This window comes from Pseudomonas sp. 008, from assembly GCF_016861935.1.
Taxonomy (GTDB): Bacteria; Pseudomonadota; Gammaproteobacteria; order Pseudomonadales; family Pseudomonadaceae; genus Aquipseudomonas.
This window is the reverse complement of sequence record NZ_BOMA01000006.1, coordinates 299,422-323,578: the sequence shown is the minus strand read 5'-3', so window position 1 is coordinate 323,578 and position 24,157 is coordinate 299,422. Positions and strand designations below refer to the sequence as shown.

Below are 24,157 nucleotides of genomic sequence, written 5' to 3'. Positions count from 1 at the left end.
GCGGGGCGGACGTGCAGCCGAAGCTGGCTTCGGGGAATTGCGCTACCTAAACGCGGCCCGGTTAAAGGCCGGCGCGCACTATACCGGAATTCGGCAAAAAAGGGAGCTTTTTTTATCGGAAAAAACCGGCATACGCCGTTGTGTCACGGGCTTTGCGGATAATCGTACAACCGTCTATTTTGCAAAGGCCCGGCCCTGCTGACGATGGCGCTAAAACGGTTCACCCTTGCGACGCAGACCTTTGGTCTGACGCCCCCTTCCCGCCCGAGGAAATGCTCCATGAATCAGCCCAGCCCCAGTCGTGTAACCCGTGAACGACACGGTCATGTCCTGATGATCGGCCTGGATCGGGTGGCCAAGCGCAATGCCTTCGACCTCGACCTGCTCAATGCGCTCAGCCTGGCCTATGGCGAATTCGAAGCCGACAGTGAGGCGCGGGTCGCGGTGGTGTTCGGCCATGGCGAGCATTTCACTGCCGGGCTCGACCTGGTCAGCGCCGGCGCAGCCCTGGCCGAAGGCTGGCAGGCACCGCCCGGCGGCTGCGATCCCTGGGGCGTGTTCGGCGGCCCCCGGGTCAACAAACCGGTGATTGTCGCGGCGCAAGGCTACTGCCTGACCGCGGGCATCGAATTGATGCTGGCCGCCGACATCAACCTGTGCGCCAGCAATACCCGTTTTGCCCAAAAGGAAGTGCAGCGCGGACTCCTCCCGTTCGGCGGCGCCACCTTGCGCCTGCATCAGGTCGCCGGTTGGGGCAACGCCATGCGCTGGCTGCTCACCGGCGATGAATTCGATGCACATGATGCCCTGCGTCTGGGCCTGGTGCAGGAAGTCATGGCCAGCGAGGACTTGCTGCCACGGGCGATCGAGTTGGCTGAGAGGATTGCGAGGCAGGCACCGCTGGGGGTTCAGGCGACGTTGATGTCTGCGCGACAGGCGCGCTACGAGGGTGAAATTGCTGCGGCCCAGGCATTGCCGGCGCTGGCGAAGAAACTGCTCAACAGCGAGGACGCCAAGGAGGGTGTGCGGTCAATGATCGAGAAGCGGCCGGGGGTCTTCAAAGGTTGCTGACAGATCGGCTTTTGTGGCGAGGGGGCAAGCTCCCTCGCCACAGATGACCTCATCGCATTAAGTCGCCGGTCGAATATCCTTGATCAACGATTGCAACGAATACCCCAACCGCGGCGCCAGGCCTTCCGCACGGGCGATCAGCCCTTCCATGTCCAGCTCCTGATCCAGCTCCGATGGCACGATCAGAATCACGTTGCCCTCCTTCACCGGCAGTTCCCAGTAATGCCGGTGATAGAGACCGCGCAACAACGCTGCGCCCAACGGCTTGCCGTCGTCGGTGGCCCACTGGTTGATCACCAGCCAGCCACCCGGATTCAAGCGTTTCTGACAGTTTTCCAGAAAGCTCCAGGCCAGGTGCCCGACACCCGGCCCGACATCGGTATACAGGTCGACGAAAATCAGATCGGCCGGTTCAGCCGTATCGAGCAACTCCAGTGCATCGCCGACGCGGATGTACAGCCGCGGATCGTCATCCAGGCCCAGGTATTCGATGGCCAGGCGCGGTACGTCAGGGCGCAGCTCGATGGCTTCGACATCTTCCAGTGGCAGGAACTTCAAGCAAGCCTGGGTCAGTGTCCCCGCGCCAAGGCCGAGGAACAGCGCGCTTTCCGGCTGCTCGTGGCACAGCGCGCCAATCAGCATCGCGCGGGTGTAATCGTACTCGAGCCAGCTAGGGTCGGCGGTGAACACGCAGCTCTGTTCGATGGCGTCACCGAACTCCAGAAAACGGTAGTCGGCCACTTCCAGCACGCGAATCACGCCGAACTCATCCTGTACCTCGGCGAGCAGATGCTCGACGCGCTCCTCAGTCATTTCGTCTCCTGATCGTTACCGGCCCCGGCAACGCGATAAACCGCAACATAAAGCGGCAAAGGCGCGATTGTCCGCGAAGCGACGGGAGCAGGTCACGCACTAATTGCTGATAACATAACCGTCCGAGCGTAAAACACTAGAGACTGCGATGAGCCAACCCTGGAGCCCTGACAGCTGGCGCGCCCTGCCGATCCAGCAACAACCTCAATACCCCGACGCGGCGCATTTGCTGCACGTCGAGCAAACCCTGGCGAGCTATCCGCCACTGGTGTTTGCCGGTGAAGCGCGGGAGTTGCGCCGTCAGTTTGCCGAAGTCACCCAGGGCCGGGCGTTTCTGTTGCAGGGCGGCGACTGCGCCGAAAGCTTCGCCGAATTCTCCGCCGCGAAAATTCGCGACACCTTTAAAGTGTTGCTGCAAATGGCGATCGTCATGACTTTCGCCGCCGGTTGCCCGGTAGTCAAAGTCGGACGCATGGCCGGTCAGTTCGCCAAACCCCGTTCGGCCAACGATGAAACCATCAACGGCGTGACGCTACCGGCCTACCGTGGCGACATCGTCAACGGCATCGGTTTCGACGAAAAAAGCCGCGTGCCGGACCCGGATCGCCTGCTGCAGTCCTACCACCAGTCCACCGCAACCCTGAACCTGCTGCGCGCCTTTGCCCAGGGCGGCTTTGCCGATCTGCATCAGGTACACAAATGGAACCTGGACTTCATCGCCAACTCGGCACTGGCCGAGAAATACAGCCACCTGGCCGATCGCATCGATGAAACCCTGGCCTTCATGCGTGCCTGCGGCATGGACAGCTCGCCGCAACTGCGCGAAACCAGTTTCTTCACCGCCCACGAAGCGCTGCTGCTGAACTACGAAGAAGCCTTCGTGCGTCGCGACAGCCTGACCAACGACTACTACGACTGCTCGGCCCACATGCTGTGGATCGGTGACCGTACCCGTCAACTGGACGGTGCTCACGTCGAATTCCTGCGCGGGGTGCATAACCCGATCGGGGTCAAGGTCGGCCCGAGCATGAACCCTGAAGACCTGATTCGCCTGATCGATGTGCTCAACCCGGACAACGACCCGGGTCGCCTGAACCTGATTGCGCGGATGGGCGCGAACAAGGTCGGCGATCACCTGCCGCAGCTGATTCGCGCGGTGCAGCGCGAAGGCAAGCAAGTGCTTTGGAGCTCCGACCCGATGCACGGCAACACCATCAAGGCCAGCAGCGGCTACAAGACCCGCGACTTCGCGCAGATCCTTGGCGAGGTGAAGCAGTTCTTCCAGGTTCACGAAGCGGAAGGCAGTTATGCCGGCGGCATACACATCGAAATGACCGGGCAGAACGTCACCGAATGCATCGGCGGCGCGCGGCCGATTACCGAAGATGGGTTGTCGGATCGTTATCACACCCATTGCGACCCGCGGATGAATGCCGATCAGTCGCTGGAACTGGCGTTTTTGATTGCCGAGACCCTGAAGCAAGTCCGCCGTTAAATCGCGTTAAGCCCTTCGCGGGCAAGCCTCGTTCCTACAGGTTTTGGGTCGTTCACATTTCCGGTTCGGCCAACATACAAGGAGCGAGGCTTGCCCGCGAAGGCGTCAATTCAAACAACACTGAATTGAGCCAACGCCCCCCGCAACCGCGCCGCACTCGCCCGCGGGCAATTCAGCTGAACCCGCTCAAGCCCCAACCAATCGGCCATCCGCCGCAGATTGACTGCCAACGCCAGCATCCCTTCATCATCCAGCCCCGGCTCTTCCTCATGCACGGCATGCACCGCCAACCGGCCCGACGCTCGTTCGGCCCGCAAGTCGACCCGCGCAGCAATCCGCTCATTGTGCAAAAACGGCAAGACGTAATAGCCGTAGACGCGTTTGTGCTGCGGCGTATAAATCTCCAGCCGATAACGGAAATCGAACAATCGCTCGGTACGGCTGCGCTCCCAAATCAGCGAATCGAACGGTGAAAGCAGCGCACTGGCCTCGACCTTGCGCGGCACTTTCGGCTCAGCCAGGCAATAGGCCGGTTGCCGCCAGCCTTCAACCTCACAGACCAGCAGCTCACCGCCCTCGACCAGTTCCGCCAGACGCGGCCGGCTGTCTGCGGGGTTCAAGCGAAAATAGTCCCGCAGGTCCTTTTCCGTGCCGACGCCCAACGCCGTGGCCGCATGCAGCAATAACCCGCGCTGGGCTTCGGCTTCACTGAGCAAGGGCTGCTGCAGAAGCGCCGAAGGAATCACCCGTTCCGGCAAATCATAAAGCCGTTCGAACCCGCGCCGGCTGGCCACGGTCACTTCACCGGCGGCGAACAACCATTCAAGCGCATGCTTTTCAGCGCTCCAGTCCCACCACGGCCCTGCCCGTTCCTGACGGGTCGACAGACTGCCCGCCCCCAGTGCACCGAGCTCCTGGACCGACGCTAAAACACGGCGAATCGTGTCCTGCTGCTCACGACCGAAACGCGCCAGTTGCTGGTAGATATCTTCGCCACGGGCTGCGCGCTGCATGCGCCAGCGCATCAAGGGGTACATCGACAACGGTAATAACGAAGCTTCGTGGCCCCAATACTCGAACAACGTGCGCCGACGGCCCTGACTCCAGGCAGCCTGATCGAGCAAGTCGGTTGAATAATTGCCAAGACGGGAAAACACGGGAAGGTAGTGCGAACGCACCAATGCATTGACCGAATCGATCTGCAGAATGCCGAGCCGTTCGATCAGCCGGTTGAGCTGAACCGGCTTGGTCGCCGCCGGCGGCTGGCGCCCGTTGAACCCTTGGGCAGCCAGCGCCAGACGCCGAGCCTGTTTGAGGGAAAAGGACAGTGTGGCGGGCATGAGCATCTCCTTGTCTGCTCGCAACCTACCTCACCCGAAAGCGGTTTGTGTAGCGATGGCATCATCATTTGTGCATCGGATCATCCCAGAACGGTCTTACTGCCTCATGTTCCACATCTGCGCGGCTCACGCCGATATCCTTCAGTGCTTCATCGCTCAAGCTCGCCAGTAATTCACGCTCACGGTGAAGTTCGTACCAGCGACTAAACTTGTGCAGCAGATCGGACACCGCGTGGATTGAGAATTTTTGTTCCGTTACATGCTCGTTGTGACCTTTCATCGTGTAGCCCTCCTTTAGGGATGGATCCAGTCTCGCCGCAGCGCTAAGATCAATCCAACGAATGTTTCTGATGGCATACATCTCGGAGATTGATGAATGTCCGCCTACCCCAGTATCGACACCGATGTACTGCGCACCTTCGTCGCGATCGCTGATCAGGGCGGCTTTACCCGCGCCGGGGAAATGGTCAACCGCACCCAGTCGGCGGTGAGCATGCAGATGAAACGTCTGGAAGAAGACGTGTTGCAGCGCCAGCTGTTCGAACGCGACGGGCGCCAGGTCAAACTGACCGCCGAAGGCCAGGTGTTGCTCGGCTATGCGCGGCGCATCCTCAAACTCCACAGCGAAGTCTTCAATACCCTGCGCGAGCCGCACATGGTCGGCACGGTGCGCATCGGCACACCCGACGATTACGTGATGCGCTTTCTGCCGGGCATCCTGTCGCGCTTCGCGCAGTTCTACCCGCTGATCCAGATCGAGGTTCATTGCGAATCAACCCGGCAACTGTTGCAGCGCCAGGATCTGGATCTGTCCATCGTCACCCGCGAGCCGGGTAACGAGATCGGCCAGTTGTTGCGCAAGGAGCGCTTTGTCTGGGCCGAAGCCCAATGCTTCAACGCCCACGAGCAGACGCCGCTGCCGCTGGCGATGTTCAACAGTGATTGTTTCTGCCGCGTCTGGGCGTGTAATGCGCTGGACGCCATGGGCCGCGATTACCGCATTGCCTACAACAGCTCCAGCCTGTCGGCATTGATGGCGGTGGTCAGCGCAGGGCTAGCGATCACCGCGCAACTGGAAAGCCTGATCACGCCGGACATGCGCATCCTTGGCGCCGACGAAGACCTGCCGCTGCTGCCGGAAGCCAGCATCATGCTGATCCGCAACCTGAACAACCCTTCGCCGATCACCGAATGCCTGGCCGAACACATCATCGAAGGCTTCAAACTTTAAAGGCGAGCATCACCGCACAGAACACCAGAAAACCACAAAACAGCCCGCGCAACAGCCGCTCCGGCAGTGCGTGGGCGATTCTCACGCCCCAACTGATGCTCATCAATCCACCGACCGCCAACGGTATACCGATCGCCCAGTGCACCTGATGGTGCACCGCATAAGTTGCCAACGTGACGCCCGTGCTCGGCAATGCCAGCGCCAGCGACAAGCCCTGGGCAACCACTTGGCTGGTACCGAACAGACTGGTCAACACCGGCGTGGCCACCACCGCCCCGCCCACGCCAAACAACCCGCCCATGGTCCCGGAAGCCGCGCCGAGCACACCCAGCCACGGCCATGAATAATGCATCTGTGAAGACGCCGGCGCGGTGGCGGTGAACATTCGCATCAGGTTGTAGGCCGACAGCGCGACCAGGAACGCGACAAACCCCACGCGCATGGTTTGCGCATCAACGCCCACCGCCCAGATCGAACCGATCCAGGCGAAGCAGAATCCCATCGAAGCCAATGGCAGCGCATGGCGCAATTCGATGCGATTGCGTTGGTGATAGCGCCATAGCGCCAGCATCACGTTCGGCACCACCATCACCAGCGCCGTGCCTTGGGCAACCTGCTGATCGAGACCGCACCACACGCCCAGCAGCGGAATCGCCACCAGCCCGCCACCAATGCCGAAGAGCCCGCCGAGGGTGCCCAGGGCAGCGCCAAAAACCAGGTACATCACGAACTCAATCACAGGCGGTTTTCCTCTTGTCAGGCTGTTCATCCTACGCAGTCGGCTCTGGCGGGGAAACGCACAGCAACGCACAATGGCTGTGCCAAATTCGCACAAGCGTTGATGAAGCCATGAACCCCAATCAATTGACCGAACAACTCGGGCTGTTTCTGGATGTGCTGGAAACCGGCAGTTTTTCCGCTGCATCCCGCCGTCATCCCCTGACGCCATCGGCGGTGGCGCGACGTATCGATAGCCTGGAAAGCGCCGTCGGCAGTCAGCTGTTCATTCGCAGCACCCACGCGGTGCGGGCTACCCCGGCAGGTTTGGCCTTTGCCGAGCGCGCGCGGCGGATCGTCGCGGAGCTGCGGCTGGCGCGGGCGGAAGCGGTGTCCCTGAGCAATGCGCCGGAAGGCTTGATTCGGGTCGATGCGCCGGCAGCGTTCGGACGACGCCATCTGGCACCGGTGATTGCCGACTTCCTGACCCTTTACCCCGGCCTCGACGTGCAATTGCACCTGATCGACAGCTTTGTCGACATGCAGGGTTCGAACCTGGGCAAGGTCGATCTGGTGCTGCGTGCCGGGCAAATGGCCGATACCCGGCTGGTGGCCACGCCGCTGGCGAGCATGGTGCGCATCGCCTGCGCCAGCCCCGATTACCTGCAACGCCGTGGCGTGCCGACCGAGCCGGCGCAATTGGTCGACCACGACGGCCTGGATTGGGACGGCCTGGCTCCGCCGTTCGCCTGGCGCTTCGAGCGGGATGGGCAGATGCACTTGCACCGGCCTGCGCGAATCCGCATGAGCGCCAACAACGCCGAGGCGCTGGTCTGCGGCGCACTGGCCGGGTTGGGTGTCGCGCATTTGCCGACCTGGCTGGCCAGTGAATATTTATTGCGCGGCGAACTGCTGCCGCTGTTCTGCGAAAAAGGTCTGCCACAACCGGAAAGCACCGGTATTTATGCGTTACGCCTGGAGCAACAGCCCAGTTCGCGTAGCCGCCTGCTGCTGGAATACCTGAAGACCCGTTTCAGCCCCATCCCACCGTGGGATCTGGCGCTGCAAACCAACCTGGACCGCCACTAGTCCATAATTATCTGGCGCATTAAAGATTCGCCCGCTAGATTCATGACGATCACTGATCAAGGCTTTGAAATGAACACCGAGCGCGACACCCCGGACAACTGCGATAACCTGCTGCTGGATAATCAGGTCTGCTTCGCCCTGCATTCCACTTCGTTGCTGATGACCAAGGTCTACAAGCCGCTGCTGCAAGCGCTGGGCCTGACGTATCCGCAGTACCTGGCAATGATGGTGTTGTGGGAAAAGGACGGGTTGACGGTCGGCGAAATTAGCAGCCGACTGCTGACCGATCCCGGCTCCCTCACCCCGCTGCTCAAACGCCTGGAAGCCGAAGGCCTGCTGAGCCGCACCCGCAGCCGCGAAGACGAACGGGTAGTGATTGTCGAACTCACCGAGCAAGGCCATGCGCTGCGAGACAAAGCACGCGATATTCCGCAGTGCATCCTCGGCGCCAGCGGGCAGACGCTGGAACAGTTGAAGAAGCTGCAAGCGGATCTCCAGGAGCTGCGCAGCCACCTGCAATACAGCCTTTAGACCGCGTTATCGTTCTTCGCGGGCAAGTCGGATCGCCCGCGAAGGCGTCCTCCCCGTCGCAAAAAAATTCACTTCGCATAAATCCCGCACGAACGCCTCTATCTCAAGCATCTCCCGCCTGATCGAATCTCCAGGTGATGGGCAGGGTCAGTTTTTTCAAAAATTTATCTTGCGCGCTAAATATTAGCGAGCTACATTCACTTCGCACTTACTTAGCGCGCAAACATTTAGCGCGAAACACCCAATTCAAAACGAGGCTCACACCATGCAAACTCTCTACACCGCAATCGCAACCTCCACCGGCGGCCGTGACGGTCGTTCGATCTCCAGCGACAACGTCCTCGACGTCAAACTCGCTACCCCGAAAGAACTCGGTGGCGCCGGCGGTGCGGCAACCAACCCTGAACAACTGTTCGCCGCCGGCTATTCCGCCTGCTTCATCGGCGCGCTGAAATTCGTCGCCAGCCAGACCAAACGCAAAATCCCCGACGACGCCTCGATCACCGCCCATGTCGGCATCGGCCAGATCCCTGGCGGTTTCGGTCTGGACATCGACCTGCACATCAGCCTGCCGGGTCTTGAACAAGCCGATGCACAAAGCCTGGTCGACGCCGCCCACCAGGTCTGCCCTTACTCCAACGCCACCCGTGGCAACGTCGATGTGCGCCTGCACGTTGCCGTTTAATCACTGATCTTGATCATTCGCCCACAAAAAAGCCCGACTCAATGGTCGGGCTTTTTCATTCCTCAAGCGGTGCTTATTTAGCACGGCCTTTGTAGGAACCGCCTTCGCGGGTATCGATCTCGATCATGTCGCCGATTTCGATGAAGTCAGCAACCGACAGCTCGGTACCGTTCTTCAGTTTGGCAGGCTTCATCACCTTGCCGGAAGTATCACCGCGAGCGGAGCCTTCGGTGTAGTCAACCTGACGCACGATAGTGGTCGGCAGTTCTACGGAAACCAGACGCTCTTCGAAGAAGATCGCTTCGCAAACATCGGTCATGCCTTCTTCAACGAAAGGCAGAACGGCTTCGATGTCTTCAGCGTTCAGCTCGTACATGGTGTAGTCAGTGGTGTCCATGAACGTGTAGGAGTCGCCGCTGATGAAGGACAGGGTCGCTTCTTTGCGGTCGAGGATCACGTCGTCCAGTTTGTCGTCGGCGCTGTAAACGGTCTCGGTCTTGTAACCGGTCAACAGGTTTTTCAGCTTGGTCTTCATGATCGCGCTGTTACGACCCGACTTGGTGAATTCAGCTTTCTGAACCAGCCAAGGATCGTTGTCGATACGGATCACCATACCGGGTTTCAGTTCTTTACCAGTTTTCATTGCGAATATCCGAATTTGGATGGGATTTACAAAAATCTAGGCCGCGTATCATATCCAATTTAGGTAAAACTGTACCAGCGCTGCGGCAAGATCTGCCTGCAAGGCTTGTTCCAGACACCACGCCTCGGCATGTTTTTCCAGTTCCGGCCAATGTTTGCGGGTTGATTTCCAGTGCTCGACCATTGTCTCACCTGCATTCCATGCCCGCCATAGACCGCTGATCGCCTCGCCAGCAGGTTTGGACAGGCCTTGGGTGTACAGGGTCAGGAAGGCGTCGAGCTTGTCCAGGTGGATATCTTCGTCCTGCCGATAGATGTGCCAGAGCAGTGGCCGGCCTGCCCATTGCGCGCGAACAAAGGAATCTTCGCCGCGCACGGCGTTGAAATCGCAGCTCCACAGCAGCAGGTCATATTGATCCTGCCGGACGAACGGCAGCACTTGCACAGTCAGGGCATCGCGCACATGCACCGCGCCGGCCGTCAGCCCGTCCACTACGAGCCAGCGTTCGACGTCGCCGAGAATCCGGCCCTCGGGCACCAACAGATGAGTGGGCGTCGAGTCGGCAGCCATGGCGTCGAGCCAACTGGCCAGCCCGTTATTCTCGTAGGCGAACAGCGAGATCAGCTGTGCGTTCGGGGCGCGTTCAACCCCCAGGCCTTGCAGGAACTCTCGCTGAGCCTCGGGACTTTGCTGAAACTGCCGACGCCGCTCGAGCAATCCCCTCTCACGCAGCAAGCCACCGGTGCCCTTGCGAAAACCCGGGAAGAAAAAGAACTTCTGCACGTTCTTGTACTTCACCGACGGCAAGCCGTGACAACCGACGACCCAGTCTTCGGCGCTCAGATAATCGAGGTTCATCCACAGCGGCGGCTTTTCCCGCTCGGCCATGGCCTCCATATAAGCACTCGGCAACTGGCAGGCGAACGCGGCGATAACGACATCCGCGGCTTCGGTGGGTTGCCAGTGCGCTGACCATTGCCGCACCTCGACACCCTGCTGCCACTGCTGCGTGGCGTGGATGTCGATTTCTGGACACAACCGCTCGAAGGCCCGCAGGTCATCGACCCACAAGCGCACCGTCACTGAATGTTCGGCCACCAGTTGGCGGGCCAGACGCCAGGTCACACCGATGTCGCCGAAATTGTCGACCACGGTGCAAAAAATATCCCAGCGGGTTTTCATTTCAGGCATTCCAGGTTCCCGTTGGCAAAAGCGCCGATTGTCCGCATAAATTACCCCGTGCAGAAGAGCCGACGACGATTAATCTTCGTGCGACAATCGCCACTCGCCCGCGACCACCCGCCAGGAGGCAGTCATGCCCTACCGTCCCCACCCGCGCCGCTCCATGCCGATCCAGCTCAATGCGCTGCAACTGACCGGCAGCATCGCCCTCGGTTTGTGGCTGGGATTTATCGCGATCGCACTGACTTGCTGGCTCGCCTGGCGCCTGTTGTTCAACGAGCAATTGGCACCCTTGGCCCAGGCGGTGGAGCAACTGGCCAAGCCGCCGGTGATTGAACAACCCGCTGCGCAAAACCCGATGTTCGAACAGTACGAGGAACACCTGCGCAGGAACGATCAGCAGCAAATGGTGGAACAGGCCAGAAGCAGCAAACACAATCTGGCCAATCCAAAATGTCAGTTCTGGCTGCAACAGGACCAGACCGCGCCGAGCGAAAAAAGCCGCGCCAACGTCCTGCAATTCTGCGATTGATCATGAAGCTCTCTATGCACAAGCCGACCGTCCACCAACTGATTATCGACAAGCTGCGGATCGATCTCGACATCGCCGAGCGTGCCGCGCAAACCGCTTACGAAACCGCGACCCACGAAGAAAACATAGCCAAAAACAAGTACGACACCCTGGGGCTGGAGGCGTCTTATCTGGCGGCCGGGCAGGCCAGGCGAGTGGAGGAAATCAGACTGTCATTGACCCTTTGCCAGAACCTGACACTGCGGCCTTATGACGAGCGGCGCGGCATCGAGGTCGGCGCCCTGCTCGGCCTGGAAGACGAAAAAGGTCGCGAACAATGGCTGTTCCTGGCCCCCGACGCAGCCGGATTGAAGATTGATCTGGTGGGGCAACTGATTACCGTCATCACCCCTCGTTCGCCGCTGGGTAAAAGCCTGCTGGGCAAGTTCGAAGGGGATGAAGTGGAGATTCTGGTGGCGGGCACTCGGCAACAGTTTGCTGTCACCGAGGTGGTCTAGCGTCTGTTGACGCTTAATGGACCGGCAGTTCGACGCCGTCGAACAGCTCTTCCAGTTCCTGTTTGTTGTGGCATTGAATGGCCTTGGCCATCACTTCGCGGGTCAGGTGCGGAGCGAACTTCTCGATGAAGTCGCACATGAAGCCACGCAGGAAAGTGCCGCGACGGAAACCGATTTTGGTAATACTGGATTCGAACAACTCGCTGGCATCGAGCACCACCAGGTCGCTATCGAGCTTGGTATCGACCGCCATTTTCGCCACGATGCCCACGCCCAGCCCCAGGCGAACGTACGTCTTGATCACGTCGGCGTCAGCGGCGGTGAACACCACTTTCGGTGTCAGGCCACGGTGGCTGAAGGCTTCGTCGAGTTTCGAACGGCCGGTGAAACCGAATACGTACGTCACGATCGGGTATTCGGCCAGGGCTTCGAGGGTCAGCTTCGACAGCTTGGTCAGCGGGTGACCCTGAGGCACGACCACGCAGCGATTCCAGCGATAGCACGGCATCATCACCAGATCACCGAACAGCTCCAGGGCTTCGGTGGCGATGGCGAAATCGACGGTGCCGTCCGCAGCCATCTCGGCGATCTGCATCGGCGAACCCTGGTGCATGTGCAGGGCAACGTCCGGGTATTGCTTGATGAAATTGCTGATCACCGGCGGCAATGCATAACGCGCCTGGGTGTGGGTGGTGGCGATCGACAGGGTGCCTTTTTTCTCGTTGGAGAATTCCTGGGCGATCTGTTTGATGCTTTCAACTTTGCGCAGAATCTCACCGGCGGTGGTGATGATGCGCTCGCCGGCCGGGGTAACGCGGGTCAGATGCTTGCCGCTGCGGGCGAAAACCTCGACCCCCAATTCGTCTTCCAGCAGACGAATCTGTTTGCTGATGCCCGGTTGCGAGGTGTAGAGGCTTTGGGCTGTAGCAGAAACGTTGAGGTCGTGGTGCGCCACTTCCCAGATGTAGCGCAGTTGTTGAAGCTTCATATGAATCCCTCAAAGCAGGTAGACGCCACGGGCATCAGCGACGGTATATAACTATATTAATGGTTAGACCAATAAATCTAGAACTTTTTTGTCAAAATGCCATTATTCGTGTTCTAGCGATCCTCTTTGCGGCGACGCTCTACCAGCGGCACCAGATAGACCGGCACCCTGGCCAGTTGCAACACGCGCGCAGCGGTTCGACCCAACGGCGTTTCCGCGCCAGCACCATGACTGTGACTCCCTACGATCAGCAAATCGACAGAGAGTTTCTGCGCCTGGTCGAGAATCACCTGCGACGGATCGCCCTGCAGCACCCGCACAGCCTGAATTCGCTGCAAATCCTGCTCTCCTTCATCCCCCAGTTCTTCGCGAAAGTTGTCGAGCACCCGTTGCTGAATATTGGCGATCACATTGTTCAGACCCTGACTGTGAAATTCGTTCAAGGCCTTCTCGTCGAGATAGCTCTGCAACACGGATTCGGCAAACAGCCCCATGGGCTCTACCGCATGCACCACATACAAGTCGGCATTGAATGTTCGAGCCAGTTCCAAGGCATGCTGCATCACCAATGGTGCGTACAGACCCAAGTCAGTGGCATACAGCATCGAACGAATCATATGACCTCCTCAAATGCCAACATGGCGGAGATTGATTCAGCTTAGCAGTGCCGTGGCGAGTGCGGCGCCCGGCGCAACGCATTGAACCGCCGGGCTTTAAACCGACGGCTCGTTACTGATGCCATGGGGCACGTGCCCGGTGGCGACCACTTCACGGGCCAGCTCGCAATGGCCTGCCTGATCGTCGAAAAATACGTCGGCGGCAAAGGCTTCAAGAAAAGCCGATTTGGTCAGGCCGCCAAGAAACAGCGATTCATCCAGACGAATGTCCCATTCGCGCAAGGTGCGGATCACCCGTTCATGGGCCGGCGCCGATCGCGCGGTCACCAGCGCGGTGCGGATCGGACAGGCATCATCGGGGAACTCACGCTGCAACAGATTGAGCGCCGCGAGGAAGCCTTTGAACGGCCCGCCACGCAAAGGCTCGCGGGCCGCCTCACGCTCGCTGGCCTGAAACGCCGCCAGGCCTCCCGACTGATAGACCCGCTCCGACTCGTCGGAAAACAGCACCGCGTCACCGTCGAAAGCAATGCGCAATTCATCGCTGGCGGCGCGACTGGCACCGCCCGATAGAATAGTCGCTGCGGCGAATCCGGCCTCCAGCGCATTGCGCACATCTTCGGCATGGGTCGAGAGAAACAGGTCGCATCCAAAAGCCTTGAGGTACGGATAAGGGCTGCGCCCGCCGACGAACGCCGCACGCGAGATCGACAGGCCATAGTGATGAATCGAGTTGAAAACCCGCAGGCCGGTGTCGGCGCTGTTGCGCGACACCAGGATCACCTCGACCCGGGCACGGCCGAGACGGGTATTCAGGTTCAGGAGTTTTTCCACCAACGGGAATGCATCGCCGGGCTCGAGAATTTCGTCTTCGTGTTCGATCTGGTACTGCCGATAAGCCTCGACGCCGCTCGACAGATAGACCTTGTGGCTCTCGCTCAAATCGAACAGCGCTCGCGAAGAAATCGCCAGCACCAGTTTGTCGTCTATGACATTTGCCATGCCCTTCCCCCTTCTTGACCGACTCAGTGGTTACGTCGGTCGATAAAACTCAAGCTGCGATACAAGGCCTCGATTCGCGGCAACTCACATCCCGCCGCCTTCGCCGCTGCCAGTGGCCGAGTGTAGATGGCGTCCAGTTCCAGCGGCCGCTTGTGCAGAAAATCGTGATGCATGCTCGGCCAGTAGTCGGGCATTTTCTCGGTCATCATGAACAGATAATCGGCGTAACCCGGCGGCATGTCATGACCGCAGGCCTTGGCCCCCTGAACCACTTCGGCCATCAAGGCCTGAATCAGCGCGCGGCTGTCGGCATCCGCCATCAACGGTGTGGTGCTGGCCCCGAGCAGCACCGACAGACCGTTGTAGGGAATATTCCAGACCAGTTTCTGCCAGCGCGCCTGCTGCAGATTCGGCATGGCCTGGGCGTCGATACCGGCAGTGCGGAACAATCCGGCGCCCTCCTCGACGATGTTCATGCGTGCCTGTGCATCGGCGGCGGGGCCACTGTGGTAGCCGACATTCACCGCGCCCAGCGCTTGATGGGTGATGACCCCGGGGCCGGCGCGATGGACGCAGATCAGACAAAGCCCGCCCAGCAGGTGCAGCGAATCGGGGAGCAACTCGCGCAGATGGTCTTCGACGTCCAGGCCATTTTGCAGCAACAGCACTTTGGCATCAGGTGCGGCGGCTTGAATAATGGCCGGTGCCAGGTCCGCGTTGCTGGTGGTCTTGGCGCCCACCAGCAGCCAGTCACAGGGCGGCATGTCGGCAGCCGACGAATAGGCCTGGACCGGGTTCAGGGTCAGCGGGCCCAACGACGCATGGTCAAGATGCAAGCCGCGTTCGGCCACCGCTGTAAACTCGCTGCGCAACAGAAAATGCACATCGAAGCCGGCACGCGCCAGCATCAGCCCGTAGAAACCACCGATCGCGCCGGTCCCGATAATGCCGATTGTCGGCTTGGCCACTGTGCCTGTCATGGCAGCTCCTCTGCTGGTCGACTCAACGCCTGGTCCACAGCCTCGTTGAGCGCTGTGCGGGTCAGGCGCGACTGTAGCGCCCCGAAATACTCACCGTCGCGCACCACGAACAGTGCCGGCAAATGAAAGACCCGATAACGCTCGACCACCCCGCCATTGCTTCCGGCATCGATCCAGCACAGCCGATCGACCGCCAGTTCGAGCCTGGGCAACTGCTCGCGGGCAAAACGGCAACTGGCACAGCCGACGCTGGTAAATATCACCAGTGAAATGCCGCTCATTGCCAGCAACCGTTGGTCGGCGTCGAAATCGGTCAGTTCCGATTCGACCACTATACTGGGAGAAACAGTGTCAAGTGGCCGACACAGGGAGTCCGTGTTCATGAGACGTTATCTTCCTCATCCTGACGATGTGCCCGTCGAATTAACGTTGCTCAAACATGAGTGTATTTCGCGGCAAGAGCTGCACACTATCAGCCTCGGCGGCATGGCTTGCAATTACCACCGCGCGTGGCGCCACGGTACGGCGCTGGAAATACGCATGCCGACCCTGAACCCGGACTTGCGTTTCCTGGGTTATGTGGCGTGGTGTTTGCGACGAAAACGCGGCTATCTGGTGGGGATCGCCTTCGTCGACGAACAGACGCTGTTTTGCGCGCGGATGGGTGAGCAGATCTGCCAGATCGAACGTTACTGCCGTCAGCATGAACCCCAAAGTCAACAGCAGAACAATGAGACCCTGGCCCTCGAGTGGGTCCAGCAGCATGCCGACGAGTTCTCCCACGATACAGTCAGCAAGGCATTTGCGCAGCCAATGGCCGGTTAGGGTGCATTCCCCATCAGTTTCCCCGCCACGGTGGGGGAAACTGATGGGGAATGCCCATTAAACCGGTGTCTGCCCATTGTCGAGCCACGGTGTAACGCGCTAAGGTTCTGCTCCCCGACGCGCTTAATTTGCTGTGCTCCGCCGCGCGGGTTCGCTGGCGGCCGGCACCCGTGACCTGACGAGTAAACGATGGCTGATTTACCGATCAACGACCTAAACGTCGCCTCCAACGAGACCCTGATCACTCCCGATCAGCTCAAGCGTGATATCCCTCTGAGCGACGCTGCCCTGCGCACCGTCACCAAGGGCCGCGAAGTCATTCGCAACATTCTTGATGGCACCGACCACCGCCTGTTCGTCGTGATCGGGCCGTGCTCGATCCATGACATCAAGGCCGCCCACGAATACGCCGAGCGCCTGAAAGCGCTCGCGGCCGAAGTGTCCGATACCCTGTATCTGGTCATGCGCGTGTATTTCGAGAAGCCACGCACCACCGTTGGCTGGAAAGGCTTGATCAACGATCCGTACCTGGACGACTCGTTCAAGATTCAGGATGGCCTGCACATCGGTCGTCAGTTGCTGCTGGACCTGGCCGAGATGGGCCTGCCGACCGCAACCGAAGCCCTCGACCCGATCTCCCCGCAATACTTGCAGGACCTGATCAGCTGGTCGGCGATCGGCGCACGCACCACCGAATCCCAGACGCACCGTGAAATGGCTTCCGGCCTGTCTTCGGCCGTCGGCTTCAAGAACGGCACCGATGGCGGCCTGACGGTGGCCATCAACGCCCTGCAATCGGTTTCCAGCCCGCACCGTTTCCTGGGCATCAACCAGGAAGGTGGCGTGTCGATCGTCACCACCAAGGGCAACGCCTACGGTCACGTGGTACTGCGCGGCGGCAACGGCAAGCCGAACTACGATTCGGTCAGCGTCGCGCTCTGCGAGCAAGCGCTGAAAAAGGCCAACATCAAGCCGAACATCATGGTCGATTGCAGCCACGCCAACTCCAACAAGGACCCGGCCCTGCAACCGCTGGTGATGGAGAACGTCGCCAACCAGATCCTCGAAGGCAACCAGTCAATCATCGGCCTGATGGTCGAAAGCCACCTGAACTGGGGCTGCCAGGCAATCCCGAAAGACCTCGCCGACCTGCAATACGGCGTGTCGATCACCGATGCCTGCATCGATTGGACTGCCACTGAAAACACCTTGCGCAGCATGCATGCCAAGCTCAAGGACGTATTGCCTAAACGCAATCGCAGCTGATCGCCGTTTCGCGCATAAAAAAACGCCAGGTTTGAACCTGGCGTTTTTTTATGCGTTGGTTTTGCTCACAGCTTGGCGGCATGCCGCTGATGACGCTCCATGTAGCGCTCCACGTAGGAGCACGATGGAATCACCGTGTAGCCCATTTCATCAGCATATTGCAGCGCCTGCTCGGTCAAAGCCGCCGCAATGCCGCGACCACGCAACGCGTTGGGCACAAAAGTGCGATAAATATCCAGGGTCTGTTTTCCCAGATCCATATAGGTCAGGTAGGCACGATAACCGTCCACAGTGGTCTCGAACTGATGACCAGCCTGGTCATGGTGGATGGACAACGCCTCGCTCATCACTACTCCTCGCGGGTCTTTAATTCTGACCCCTACCTTACCGATGTTTTTCCGGCGAAGGAACAACTACGCCACCCCGTGCCTGAATGGACACCGAGAGAGCCGCACCAATCTCGCGCAACCGAGCACGTATCAAATAGTAGGCACCATTGGCAAAAATGCTCAAGGGACGCTCGTCATTGTGCATCGGATGGCGGGTGTTGCCGCGGATTACGCAGGAACGGCTCGACCGAACGGGTCAAAGCCTGAACATTGCCGGATATTGAGACTTAAGACGAGCGCCCTTTGTTTAAGTCACCTCAACATGGATAAAGATATGCGAGCGGCTGCGCAAAATTCGAACACAAGTGTAGACAAACCCATCTAGACGGACTTTGGGCAAGACCAAAAAACAGCTGCCGGGCCAGGGAACTTTTTCCCAACGGCTCGCTCAGTTCGGGCCTCGTAGCTGGATATTTTTTATACAACGCAGTTAAAAGTTGCTCGAAAAAGAATCAACGCCTACAATTTTTTTTGCTTCTTGCGCTACGTCAGTTTACTTACTACAAGTAATGGGTAGTATGTACGCCGGCTATTTCCTCACTCTGAGGAGACAGCTACTTAATAGAAAGTCCTTGAAGGGGAACACGATGAACAACGTTCTGAAATTCTCTGCTCTGGCTCTGGCCGCAGTTCTGGCTACCGGTTGCAGCAGCGTATCGAAAGAAACTGAAGCACGTCTGACTGCTACTGAAGACGCAGCAGCTCGCTCCCAAGCTCGTGCAGACGAAGCTTACCGTAAAGCTGATGAAGCTCTGGCTGCTGCTCAAAAAGCACAACAGACTGCTGACGAAGCTAACGAGCGTGCTCTGCGCATGCTGGAAAAAGCTAGCCGCAAGTAATAATCCTTCGGGGTTGTTATCAAGCCGATCCATTTTTTGGGTCGGCTTTTTTATTGCCTGGGGTTTCTGCAGGCCATAAAAAACCCGCCGATGCGGCCTGCATCGGCGGGTTGCTTTAACACGTTACTGCTGCAGGTCGATCGGCGCACTCGAGACCATTGGTGCCGACGTATTCGGCACGGCGATTTCCACCGGCAGGCCATCCTCAGCGGCGACCACGTCGCGCACTACATCCCAGTTCATGCGCAAGTTGTTGGTGATGTCCTCACGCTTGAGCATCGCATTGATCACGGCGGTGTGCTTGTCGACCACCGAAGGGTTGCCCTTGTCATCCAGCGGCGTGTGCGCTTCCAGATAAACCTTGCCGCCACTGAGGCCGAACTTGTACGGATCGTTGAGGATGCGTACCGACGTCCCTACCGGCACCATGCTGGCCATTTCCAGCACGTTGTTGTTGAACATGCGGAAGCAACCGTGGCTGGTGCGCATGCCAATGCCGAACTTCTTGTTCGAACCGTGGATAAGGTAGCCCGGAGTGCCCAGGGTGAATTTGAAAGGCCCCAGCGGGTTATCCGGGCCGGCCGGCACTACGTTCGGCAGTGGGTCGCCATCGGCGGCGTGCTCGGCCTTGATCGACGCAGGAGGGGTCCAGGTCGGGTTCGGCGTCTTGGCGACGATGCTGGTGTGGGCAATCGGCGAACCCCAGCCTTCACGGCCGATACCCAGCGGGAAGGTGTACACCACGTTCCGGCCTTTCGGGTAGTAGTAGAGGCGGTATTCAGCCAGGTTGATGACGATGCCTTCACGCGGGCCAGGCGGCAGGATGAAACGCGTCGGCAGGACGACTTCGGTACCGGCGCCCGGCAGCCATGGATCGACGCCAGGGTTGGCCGCGACCATTTCCAGATAGCCCAGGTCGTAGGTGGTGCCAAGGTCGGCGAAGGTGTCTTCGTATTTGGCCTTGATCACTTGCACCTGGCCGACAATGTCTTCACCGGGTGGTGGCAGGGGCAACTCCAATGCTGCAACGGGACCCGCCACGCAGAGCGCAGCAAGAGACAGGCAGCGGGTGACGGCGGGAAAGCGCGGCAACATCCGGAAAATCCTTCGCATGATCGACAAGGGTATAAAAACCCGATTGTACACCGCCGCCCGTTATTTCGGGGAGATGCAAGACCTGTGGCGAGGGGGATTGCCTGTGGTGGAAGCTTTCCTGTGGCGAGCCCCCCTCGCCACGGGGCTACAGCTCGAACCGCAACTCAGGCCAGATCGGCGAGGTGCCGCGTTTTTGCGATTCCAGAATGGCCCGGCACAGCGAGCACAGGCGCTGGTCCTGGAAGACCGTGCGATCGACGCTCGACCAGCGTGGTTGCGCCGGCAACAGGCTGCCGCACAGGGTTCGGTCCGCCGAGCCGCCCAGTTCCAGCTGACGGGTCACCAGATGCACCCGCACTTCCTGGCAGGCGAACAGATCCAGCTGTTCGTCAGGCTCGATCAGTTGATAGGCAAAAAGGGACCAGGCGGGACGCGGCATCGGGGCCTCCAAATCGGGGGCGCCACCTTAGCCGAAACGCCGCCGCTAGAAAAGCGTCAAAGCAGCGGTTTCAGTGTCGGCCAGACATTTTCCAGCAACTTGCCCTGAGCCCCCGCCGCCGGGTGCAGGCCGTCGGATTGCATCAGGTCTGGATGACCGCCCACGCCGTCGAGAAAAAACGGCACCAACGGGATTTTTTTCTCGTCGGCCACCTTGGTGAAAGCCTCGGCAAATGCCTGGGTGTAACGCGCACCGTAGTTGGGCGGCAACTGCATGCCCAGCAGCAGTACCTTGGCACCACTGGCGCGGGAGCTGTCGATCATCGATGCAAGATTTTGTTGCAATTGTGTTGGCAGCATTCCGCGCAGTCCGTCATTGCCCCCCAACTCGAGGATAACCAGCTCAGGCTTATGCTCTGCAAGCAGCGCCGGCAGGCGTGCCCGGCCTCCGGCACTGGTGTCGCCACTGATGGATGCATTGACCACCTTATCGTCGAAACCTTCGTGCTTGAGCCGTTGCTCGAGCAATGACACCCACCCCAACCGGGTATCCAGGCCGAAACCGGCGCTGATACTATCGCCAACGATCAGGACTGTACCCGCCGCTGCGTTCTGGGCCATGCACATCAAGGCCAGGCCAGCACTCAAAAACCACACACGCATCGGATTCTCCATGGGCGCAAGCATTCTCACCGCGAAGAACCTCAGCAAAGTGGTTCCCAGCGCGGAAGGTGAACTGACTATCCTGCACGAACTCAGCCTGGAACTGAACAAGGGCGATAGCCTGGCCATTGTCGGCGCCTCCGGTTCCGGCAAATCCACCCTCCTCGGCCTGCTGGCCGGCCTCGACCTGCCGAGCAGCGGCGAAGTCACTCTCGCCGGCCAAGGCCTGAGCAATCTCGACGAAGATCAGCGCGCGCGCATTCGCGCCGAGCACGTGGGGTTTGTCTTCCAGTCCTTTCAACTGCTCGACAGCCTCAACGCCCTGGAAAACGTCATGCTGCCACTGGAACTCGATGGCCGCAAAGATGCCCGTGAGCGCGCCACCGAGCTGTTGCAACGGGTCGGCCTGGGTCAACGCCTGACCCATTCGCCGCGCCAGCTCTCCGGTGGCGAACAGCAGCGCGTGGCGATTGCCCGTGCCTTCGCCGCCGAGCCCGATGTGTTGTTCGCCGATGAGCCCACCGGCAACCTCGACAGCCACACTGGCGAGCGCATCAGCGATCTGCTATTCGAACTCAACAAGGAACGCGGCACCACCCTGGTGCTGGTAACTCATGACGAACGCCTGGCACATCGCTGCCGGCGCCTGATCCGCCTTGAAGCCGGCCTGCTGGTCGCCCCTCTGGAGCCTTGATGGCACGCTTGCCGCTGTTGCGCCTGTTCAGTCTCGCCATTCGCCAACTGCTGCGCGATGCCCGCGCCGGTGAGTTGCGCGTGTTGTTCTTCGCCTTGCTGGTGGCCGTGGCGGCGAGTACCGCCATCGGTTACTTCGGCGCCCGCCTGAACGGCGCCATGATGCTGCGCGCCACCGAGTTTCTCGGCGCCGACCTGTTGCTGGAAGGCAGTTCGCCGGCGCGGCCGGAACAGATCAACAGTGGCATCGAGCTGGGCCTTGAACATGCTCAGGTGGTGGAATTTTCCAGTGTCATTGCCACCGACAACGGCATTCAACTGTCCAGCATCAAAGCCGCCGATGACGCCTACCCGTTGCGCGGCGAACTGAAAAGCGCCCCCGCGCCGTTCGCGCAAGAAGCACCCGGTGGCGGTCCGAAACCCGGCGAAGCCTGGGTTGAAGCGCGACTGCTGACTGCGCTGGACTTGAAGATCGGCGACAGCATCGACGTCGGCATGAAAACCCTGAAACTGGCGCGGGTACTGACCTACGAACCGGATCGCGCCGGCAACTTCTACAGCCTGACGCCACGGGTGCTGATCAATCTCAGCGACCTCGAGGCAACCGGCGTGGTGCAACCCGGCAGCCGGGTCAGTTACCGCGAACTCTGGCGCGGCAACGCCCAGGCGCTGGAAACCTATCGTCAATTGATCAAGCCAGGCCTGGCCGCCAACCAGCGCATCCAGGATGCCCGCGATGGCAATCGGCAGATCGGCGGTGCCTTGGGCAAGGCCGAACGTTACTTGAACATGGCCAGCCTGGTGGCGGTGCTGCTGTCCGGCGTGGCGGTGGCGTTGTCGGCGACACGCTTCGCCACCCGCCGATTCGATGCCAGTGCATTGCTGCGCTGTCTGGGCCTGTCCCGCCGGGAAACCATGGTGCTGTTCAGTCTGCAACTGACAGTTCTCGGACTGCTCGCCAGCATCAGCGGCGCCCTGCTTGGGTGGCTGGCGCAGCTCGGGCTGTTTGCGCTGCTGCATGATTTACTGCCAACTGACGTCCCACCGGGAGGTCTGTTGCCGGCCATTGCGGGGATCGGCACCGGGCTGGTCGCGCTGGCCGGTTTCGCCCTGCCGCCGTTGGCCGCTTTGGGGCGAGTCCCACCGCTGCGGGTATTACGCCGGGACTTGCTACCGATTCCCTCCAGCACCTGGATGGTCTATGGCGCGGCGTTGGGCGCCCTCGGCCTGATCATGTGGCGTTTGAGCCTGGACCTGGCGCTGACCTTCGCCCTGCTCGGCGGCGGCGTGATCGCGGCACTGGTGCTTGGCGGTTTGCTCTTGCTGCTGCTCAAGAGCCTGCGCCGGATGCTGGCCCGCGCCTCATTGCCATGGCGTCTGGGGTTGGGCCAACTGTTGCGCCATCCATTGGCGGCGGCGGGTCAATCCCTGGCCTTCGGCTTGATTCTGCTGTCGATGGCGTTGATCGCATTGCTGCGTGGCGAGCTGCTCGACACCTGGCAAAACCAGTTGCCGAAAAATGCCCCGAACTATTTCGCCCTGAACATTCTGCCAGCGGACAAACAAGCCTTTAGCGATCGGTTGATGGAGCTGTCGGCACAATCGGCACCGCTGTACCCGGTGGTGCCGGGACGGCTGATCAGCATCAATGGCAAACCGGTGCAGGAGATCGTCAGCAAGGACTCGGCCGGTGACCGGGCCATTCAACGCGACCTGAGCCTGACCTGGGCGGCGGACCTGCCGGCGGGCAACAAGCTCACCGCCGGCAACTGGTGGGATCAGCAACCGGCGGATGAACTACCCGGTGTTTCGGTGGAAGGTAAAGTCGCCGAAAGCCTCAAGCTCAAGCTCGGCGATCACATGGTGTTTAGCGTTGGCGGGGTCAACCGGGAGGCGAAAGTCACCAGCCTGCGGGAGATCAACTGGGACAACTTCCAGCCGAACTTTTTCATGATCTTCCAACCCGGCACCTTGAAGGATTTGCCGGCGACCTACCTGACCAGTTTCTATCTGGCACCCGGTCACGACCAGCAGATCGTCGACCTGTCCCGCAGTTTTCCAGCGGTGACCATTCTGCAAGTCGAAGCGTTGCTGGAGCAGTTGCGCAGCATTCTCGCGCAAGTGACCCTGGCAGTGGAGTACGTGCTGTTGTTCGTGTTGGCGGCGGGGATGGCGGTGTTGTTCTCCGGCTTGCAGGCCACCCTCGATGAACGTATTCGCCAAGGCGCGTTGCTGCGAGCGCTGGGCGCCGAACGGCAGTTGCTGGTCAGGGCGCGGCGAATCGAGTTCGGTTTGCTCGGCGCGGTCAGCGGGCTGTTGGCGGCATTGGGCTCGGAACTGGTGAGCCTGGTGCTCTACCGCTACGCCTTCGACCTGCCTTGGCATCCGCATCCATGGCTGCTGGTAATGCCGCTGATCGGCGCGGTGCTGATCGGTGGTGCCGGTGTATTCGGCACACGCCGCGCCTTGAACGCCAGCCCGCTGACAGTCTTGCGCGAGGGTTGATAAACTCAAGTACGCTTGTTTAAAAACCCGA

28 protein-coding genes are annotated in these 24,157 nt (G+C 60.1%); 13 read left to right on the top strand and 15 right to left on the bottom strand.

Annotated features, from left to right (window positions below):
• Positions 1–279 precede the first annotated feature (279 nt).
• Entirely contained in the window at positions 280–1,071 is a 792-nt protein-coding gene (locus JUI81_RS15195; protein ID WP_019582535.1) for a crotonase/enoyl-CoA hydratase family protein, read from the top strand.
• 57 nt (positions 1,072–1,128) lie between these two features.
• Here the strand turns inward: JUI81_RS15195 and JUI81_RS15190 are convergent, their stop codons facing one another.
• Positions 1,129–1,884: a spermidine synthase gene (locus JUI81_RS15190; RefSeq protein ID WP_007940010.1), complete on the bottom strand. Its 756-nt coding sequence runs from the start codon at positions 1,882–1,884 to the stop codon at positions 1,129–1,131.
• A gap of 148 nt (positions 1,885–2,032) precedes the next feature.
• Here JUI81_RS15190 and JUI81_RS15185 point away from each other — a divergent pair, with 148 nt between their 5' ends.
• Positions 2,033–3,379, top strand: a complete 1,347-nt coding sequence (locus tag JUI81_RS15185) for a class II 3-deoxy-7-phosphoheptulonate synthase (RefSeq protein ID WP_007899909.1) — start codon at positions 2,033–2,035, stop codon at positions 3,377–3,379.
• Between the two features lie 110 nt (positions 3,380–3,489).
• Here JUI81_RS15185 and JUI81_RS15180 read toward each other — a convergent pair whose 3' ends face one another.
• Positions 3,490–4,719 (bottom strand): winged helix-turn-helix domain-containing protein, encoded by a 1,230-nt coding sequence (locus JUI81_RS15180; RefSeq protein WP_096480833.1) that lies wholly within the window; start codon positions 4,717–4,719, stop codon positions 3,490–3,492.
• Positions 4,720–4,783: 64 nt separating this feature from the next.
• The gene (locus JUI81_RS15175) at positions 4,784–4,999 is read right to left on the bottom strand and encodes a DUF1127 domain-containing protein (RefSeq protein ID WP_018930023.1); all 216 of its coding nucleotides are present in this window, start codon (positions 4,997–4,999) and stop codon (positions 4,784–4,786) included.
• Between the two features lie 96 nt (positions 5,000–5,095).
• Between JUI81_RS15175 and JUI81_RS15170 the strand changes: the two genes are divergently transcribed.
• Complete coding sequence (locus JUI81_RS15170; RefSeq protein WP_204124603.1) at positions 5,096–5,950, top strand: LysR family transcriptional regulator; 855 nt, start codon at positions 5,096–5,098, stop codon at positions 5,948–5,950.
• Here the strand turns inward: JUI81_RS15170 and JUI81_RS15165 are convergent.
• Positions 5,940–6,674, bottom strand: coding sequence for a sulfite exporter TauE/SafE family protein (locus JUI81_RS15165; RefSeq protein WP_081625787.1), 735 nt, complete (start codon positions 6,672–6,674; stop codon positions 5,940–5,942). The two genes, JUI81_RS15170 and JUI81_RS15165, sit on opposite strands and share 11 nt — an antisense overlap.
• A gap of 125 nt (positions 6,675–6,799) precedes the next feature.
• On the opposite strand from JUI81_RS15165, the gene JUI81_RS15160 reads away from it, so the two are divergent.
• The 3 genes from JUI81_RS15160 to JUI81_RS15150 all read left to right on the top strand — a co-directional run bounded on the left by JUI81_RS15160 (position 6,800) and on the right by JUI81_RS15150 (position 8,972).
• On the top strand, positions 6,800–7,756 hold the full coding sequence (locus JUI81_RS15160; RefSeq protein WP_204124602.1) for a LysR family transcriptional regulator: 957 nt from the start codon (positions 6,800–6,802) through the stop codon (positions 7,754–7,756).
• A 69-nt stretch (positions 7,757–7,825) separates the two neighbouring features.
• Positions 7,826–8,287 (top strand): MarR family winged helix-turn-helix transcriptional regulator, encoded by a 462-nt coding sequence (locus tag JUI81_RS15155; protein WP_204124620.1) that lies wholly within the window; start codon positions 7,826–7,828, stop codon positions 8,285–8,287.
• A 265-nt stretch (positions 8,288–8,552) separates the two neighbouring features.
• A complete protein-coding gene (locus JUI81_RS15150; protein ID WP_018930027.1) occupies positions 8,553–8,972 on the top strand; it encodes an organic hydroperoxide resistance protein in 420 nt (139 codons plus the stop codon).
• Positions 8,973–9,045: 73 nt separating this feature from the next.
• On the opposite strand, the gene JUI81_RS15145 is transcribed toward JUI81_RS15150, so the two are convergent.
• Together JUI81_RS15145 and earP are read right to left on the bottom strand one after the other, a co-directional pair.
• On the bottom strand, positions 9,046–9,615 hold the full coding sequence (locus tag JUI81_RS15145) for an elongation factor P (RefSeq protein WP_007940000.1): 570 nt from the start codon (positions 9,613–9,615) through the stop codon (positions 9,046–9,048).
• Between the two features lie 48 nt (positions 9,616–9,663).
• Positions 9,664–10,806: an elongation factor P maturation arginine rhamnosyltransferase EarP gene (gene earP / locus JUI81_RS15140; protein ID WP_204124601.1), complete on the bottom strand. Its 1,143-nt coding sequence runs from the start codon at positions 10,804–10,806 to the stop codon at positions 9,664–9,666.
• A 124-nt stretch (positions 10,807–10,930) separates the two neighbouring features.
• Here earP and JUI81_RS15135 point away from each other — a divergent pair, with 124 nt between their 5' ends.
• Positions 10,931–11,329 (top strand): hypothetical protein, encoded by a 399-nt coding sequence (locus tag JUI81_RS15135; protein WP_007939998.1) that lies wholly within the window; start codon positions 10,931–10,933, stop codon positions 11,327–11,329.
• Between the two features lie 14 nt (positions 11,330–11,343).
• Positions 11,344–11,826 (top strand): GreA/GreB family elongation factor, encoded by a 483-nt coding sequence (locus tag JUI81_RS15130; RefSeq protein ID WP_204124600.1) that lies wholly within the window; start codon positions 11,344–11,346, stop codon positions 11,824–11,826.
• A gap of 13 nt (positions 11,827–11,839) precedes the next feature.
• Here JUI81_RS15130 and cysB read toward each other — a convergent pair whose 3' ends face one another.
• From cysB to JUI81_RS15105, 5 genes are all read right to left on the bottom strand, one after another.
• Complete coding sequence (gene cysB / locus JUI81_RS15125) at positions 11,840–12,814, bottom strand: HTH-type transcriptional regulator CysB (RefSeq protein WP_007899921.1); 975 nt, start codon at positions 12,812–12,814, stop codon at positions 11,840–11,842.
• A 113-nt stretch (positions 12,815–12,927) separates the two neighbouring features.
• Positions 12,928–13,431, bottom strand: a complete 504-nt coding sequence (locus JUI81_RS15120; RefSeq protein WP_007939995.1) for a universal stress protein — start codon at positions 13,429–13,431, stop codon at positions 12,928–12,930.
• 96 nt (positions 13,432–13,527) lie between these two features.
• Positions 13,528–14,433, bottom strand: coding sequence for a 5'-nucleotidase (locus JUI81_RS15115; protein ID WP_018929795.1), 906 nt, complete (start codon positions 14,431–14,433; stop codon positions 13,528–13,530).
• A 23-nt stretch (positions 14,434–14,456) separates the two neighbouring features.
• The gene (locus tag JUI81_RS15110; protein ID WP_028939011.1) at positions 14,457–15,413 is read right to left on the bottom strand and encodes a putative 2-dehydropantoate 2-reductase; all 957 of its coding nucleotides are present in this window, start codon (positions 15,411–15,413) and stop codon (positions 14,457–14,459) included.
• On the bottom strand, positions 15,410–15,796 hold the full coding sequence (locus tag JUI81_RS15105) for a co-chaperone YbbN (RefSeq protein WP_028939010.1): 387 nt from the start codon (positions 15,794–15,796) through the stop codon (positions 15,410–15,412). Before JUI81_RS15105 ends, JUI81_RS15110 begins: the two co-directional genes overlap by 4 nt.
• Between JUI81_RS15105 and JUI81_RS15100 the strand changes: the two genes are divergently transcribed.
• Entirely contained in the window at positions 15,795–16,238 is a 444-nt protein-coding gene (locus JUI81_RS15100) for a PilZ domain-containing protein (RefSeq protein WP_081625788.1), read from the top strand. The genes JUI81_RS15105 and JUI81_RS15100 overlap by 2 nt on opposite strands.
• A gap of 189 nt (positions 16,239–16,427) precedes the next feature.
• Entirely contained in the window at positions 16,428–17,504 is a 1,077-nt protein-coding gene (locus JUI81_RS15095) for a 3-deoxy-7-phosphoheptulonate synthase (RefSeq protein WP_019582545.1), read from the top strand.
• Positions 17,505–17,569: 65 nt separating this feature from the next.
• Here JUI81_RS15095 and JUI81_RS15090 read toward each other — a convergent pair whose 3' ends face one another.
• Positions 17,570–17,851, bottom strand: coding sequence for a GNAT family N-acetyltransferase (locus JUI81_RS15090; protein ID WP_007939987.1), 282 nt, complete (start codon positions 17,849–17,851; stop codon positions 17,570–17,572).
• Positions 17,852–18,480: 629 nt separating this feature from the next.
• On the opposite strand from JUI81_RS15090, the gene oprI reads away from it, so the two are divergent.
• Positions 18,481–18,732: an outer membrane lipoprotei OprI gene (gene oprI, locus JUI81_RS15085; RefSeq protein WP_003172710.1), complete on the top strand. Its 252-nt coding sequence runs from the start codon at positions 18,481–18,483 to the stop codon at positions 18,730–18,732.
• 123 nt (positions 18,733–18,855) lie between these two features.
• On the opposite strand, the gene JUI81_RS15080 is transcribed toward oprI, so the two are convergent.
• From JUI81_RS15080 to JUI81_RS15070, 3 genes are all read right to left on the bottom strand, one after another.
• Positions 18,856–19,827 (bottom strand): L,D-transpeptidase family protein, encoded by a 972-nt coding sequence (locus JUI81_RS15080; RefSeq protein WP_019582546.1) that lies wholly within the window; start codon positions 19,825–19,827, stop codon positions 18,856–18,858.
• Positions 19,828–19,972: 145 nt separating this feature from the next.
• Positions 19,973–20,266 carry a hypothetical protein gene (locus JUI81_RS15075; RefSeq protein WP_007899882.1) on the bottom strand — a complete coding sequence of 98 codons (294 nt, stop codon included), beginning with the start codon at positions 20,264–20,266 and terminating at the stop codon, positions 19,973–19,975.
• Between the two features lie 56 nt (positions 20,267–20,322).
• Positions 20,323–20,928: an arylesterase gene (locus JUI81_RS15070; protein ID WP_018929801.1), complete on the bottom strand. Its 606-nt coding sequence runs from the start codon at positions 20,926–20,928 to the stop codon at positions 20,323–20,325.
• A 10-nt stretch (positions 20,929–20,938) separates the two neighbouring features.
• On the opposite strand from JUI81_RS15070, the gene JUI81_RS15065 reads away from it, so the two are divergent.
• Both JUI81_RS15065 and JUI81_RS15060 read left to right on the top strand, forming a co-directional pair.
• Complete coding sequence (locus JUI81_RS15065; RefSeq protein ID WP_007939984.1) at positions 20,939–21,622, top strand: ABC transporter ATP-binding protein; 684 nt, start codon at positions 20,939–20,941, stop codon at positions 21,620–21,622.
• Positions 21,622–24,126 carry an ABC transporter permease gene (locus JUI81_RS15060; RefSeq protein ID WP_204124599.1) on the top strand — a complete coding sequence of 835 codons (2,505 nt, stop codon included), beginning with the start codon at positions 21,622–21,624 and terminating at the stop codon, positions 24,124–24,126. The genes JUI81_RS15065 and JUI81_RS15060 overlap by 1 nt, the downstream gene beginning before the upstream one ends.
• Positions 24,127–24,157: the final 31 nt, after the last annotated feature.

Excerpts from the sequence above, each read along its gene's own strand:
- JUI81_RS15195 (WP_019582535.1), top strand. The coding sequence starts at position 280 with ATGAATCAGCCCAGCCCCAGTCGTGTAACCCGTGAACGACACGGTCAT.
- JUI81_RS15190 (WP_007940010.1), bottom strand. The coding sequence starts at position 1,884 with ATGACTGAGGAGCGCGTCGAGCATCTGCTCGCCGAGGTACAGGATGAG.
- JUI81_RS15185 (WP_007899909.1), top strand. The coding sequence starts at position 2,033 with ATGAGCCAACCCTGGAGCCCTGACAGCTGGCGCGCCCTGCCGATCCAG.
- JUI81_RS15180 (WP_096480833.1), bottom strand. The coding sequence starts at position 4,719 with ATGCCCGCCACACTGTCCTTTTCCCTCAAACAGGCTCGGCGTCTGGCG.
- JUI81_RS15175 (WP_018930023.1), bottom strand. The coding sequence starts at position 4,999 with ATGAAAGGTCACAACGAGCATGTAACGGAACAAAAATTCTCAATCCAC.
- JUI81_RS15170 (WP_204124603.1), top strand. The coding sequence starts at position 5,096 with ATGTCCGCCTACCCCAGTATCGACACCGATGTACTGCGCACCTTCGTC.
- JUI81_RS15165 (WP_081625787.1), bottom strand. The coding sequence starts at position 6,674 with ATGTACCTGGTTTTTGGCGCTGCCCTGGGCACCCTCGGCGGGCTCTTC.
- JUI81_RS15160 (WP_204124602.1), top strand. The coding sequence starts at position 6,800 with ATGAACCCCAATCAATTGACCGAACAACTCGGGCTGTTTCTGGATGTG.
- JUI81_RS15155 (WP_204124620.1), top strand. The coding sequence starts at position 7,826 with ATGAACACCGAGCGCGACACCCCGGACAACTGCGATAACCTGCTGCTG.
- JUI81_RS15150 (WP_018930027.1), top strand. The coding sequence starts at position 8,553 with ATGCAAACTCTCTACACCGCAATCGCAACCTCCACCGGCGGCCGTGAC.
- JUI81_RS15145 (WP_007940000.1), bottom strand. The coding sequence starts at position 9,615 with ATGAAAACTGGTAAAGAACTGAAACCCGGTATGGTGATCCGTATCGAC.
- earP (WP_204124601.1), bottom strand. The coding sequence starts at position 10,806 with ATGCCTGAAATGAAAACCCGCTGGGATATTTTTTGCACCGTGGTCGAC.
- JUI81_RS15135 (WP_007939998.1), top strand. The coding sequence starts at position 10,931 with ATGCCCTACCGTCCCCACCCGCGCCGCTCCATGCCGATCCAGCTCAAT.
- JUI81_RS15130 (WP_204124600.1), top strand. The coding sequence starts at position 11,344 with ATGCACAAGCCGACCGTCCACCAACTGATTATCGACAAGCTGCGGATC.
- cysB (WP_007899921.1), bottom strand. The coding sequence starts at position 12,814 with ATGAAGCTTCAACAACTGCGCTACATCTGGGAAGTGGCGCACCACGAC.
- JUI81_RS15120 (WP_007939995.1), bottom strand. The coding sequence starts at position 13,431 with ATGATTCGTTCGATGCTGTATGCCACTGACTTGGGTCTGTACGCACCA.
- JUI81_RS15115 (WP_018929795.1), bottom strand. The coding sequence starts at position 14,433 with ATGGCAAATGTCATAGACGACAAACTGGTGCTGGCGATTTCTTCGCGA.
- JUI81_RS15110 (WP_028939011.1), bottom strand. The coding sequence starts at position 15,413 with ATGACAGGCACAGTGGCCAAGCCGACAATCGGCATTATCGGGACCGGC.
- JUI81_RS15100 (WP_081625788.1), top strand. The coding sequence starts at position 15,795 with ATGAGACGTTATCTTCCTCATCCTGACGATGTGCCCGTCGAATTAACG.
- JUI81_RS15105 (WP_028939010.1), bottom strand. The coding sequence starts at position 15,796 with ATGAACACGGACTCCCTGTGTCGGCCACTTGACACTGTTTCTCCCAGT.
- JUI81_RS15095 (WP_019582545.1), top strand. The coding sequence starts at position 16,428 with ATGGCTGATTTACCGATCAACGACCTAAACGTCGCCTCCAACGAGACC.
- JUI81_RS15090 (WP_007939987.1), bottom strand. The coding sequence starts at position 17,851 with ATGAGCGAGGCGTTGTCCATCCACCATGACCAGGCTGGTCATCAGTTC.
- oprI (WP_003172710.1), top strand. The coding sequence starts at position 18,481 with ATGAACAACGTTCTGAAATTCTCTGCTCTGGCTCTGGCCGCAGTTCTG.
- JUI81_RS15080 (WP_019582546.1), bottom strand. The coding sequence starts at position 19,827 with ATGTTGCCGCGCTTTCCCGCCGTCACCCGCTGCCTGTCTCTTGCTGCG.
- JUI81_RS15075 (WP_007899882.1), bottom strand. The coding sequence starts at position 20,266 with ATGCCGCGTCCCGCCTGGTCCCTTTTTGCCTATCAACTGATCGAGCCT.
- JUI81_RS15070 (WP_018929801.1), bottom strand. The coding sequence starts at position 20,928 with ATGCGTGTGTGGTTTTTGAGTGCTGGCCTGGCCTTGATGTGCATGGCC.
- JUI81_RS15065 (WP_007939984.1), top strand. The coding sequence starts at position 20,939 with ATGGGCGCAAGCATTCTCACCGCGAAGAACCTCAGCAAAGTGGTTCCC.
- JUI81_RS15060 (WP_204124599.1), top strand. The coding sequence starts at position 21,622 with ATGGCACGCTTGCCGCTGTTGCGCCTGTTCAGTCTCGCCATTCGCCAA.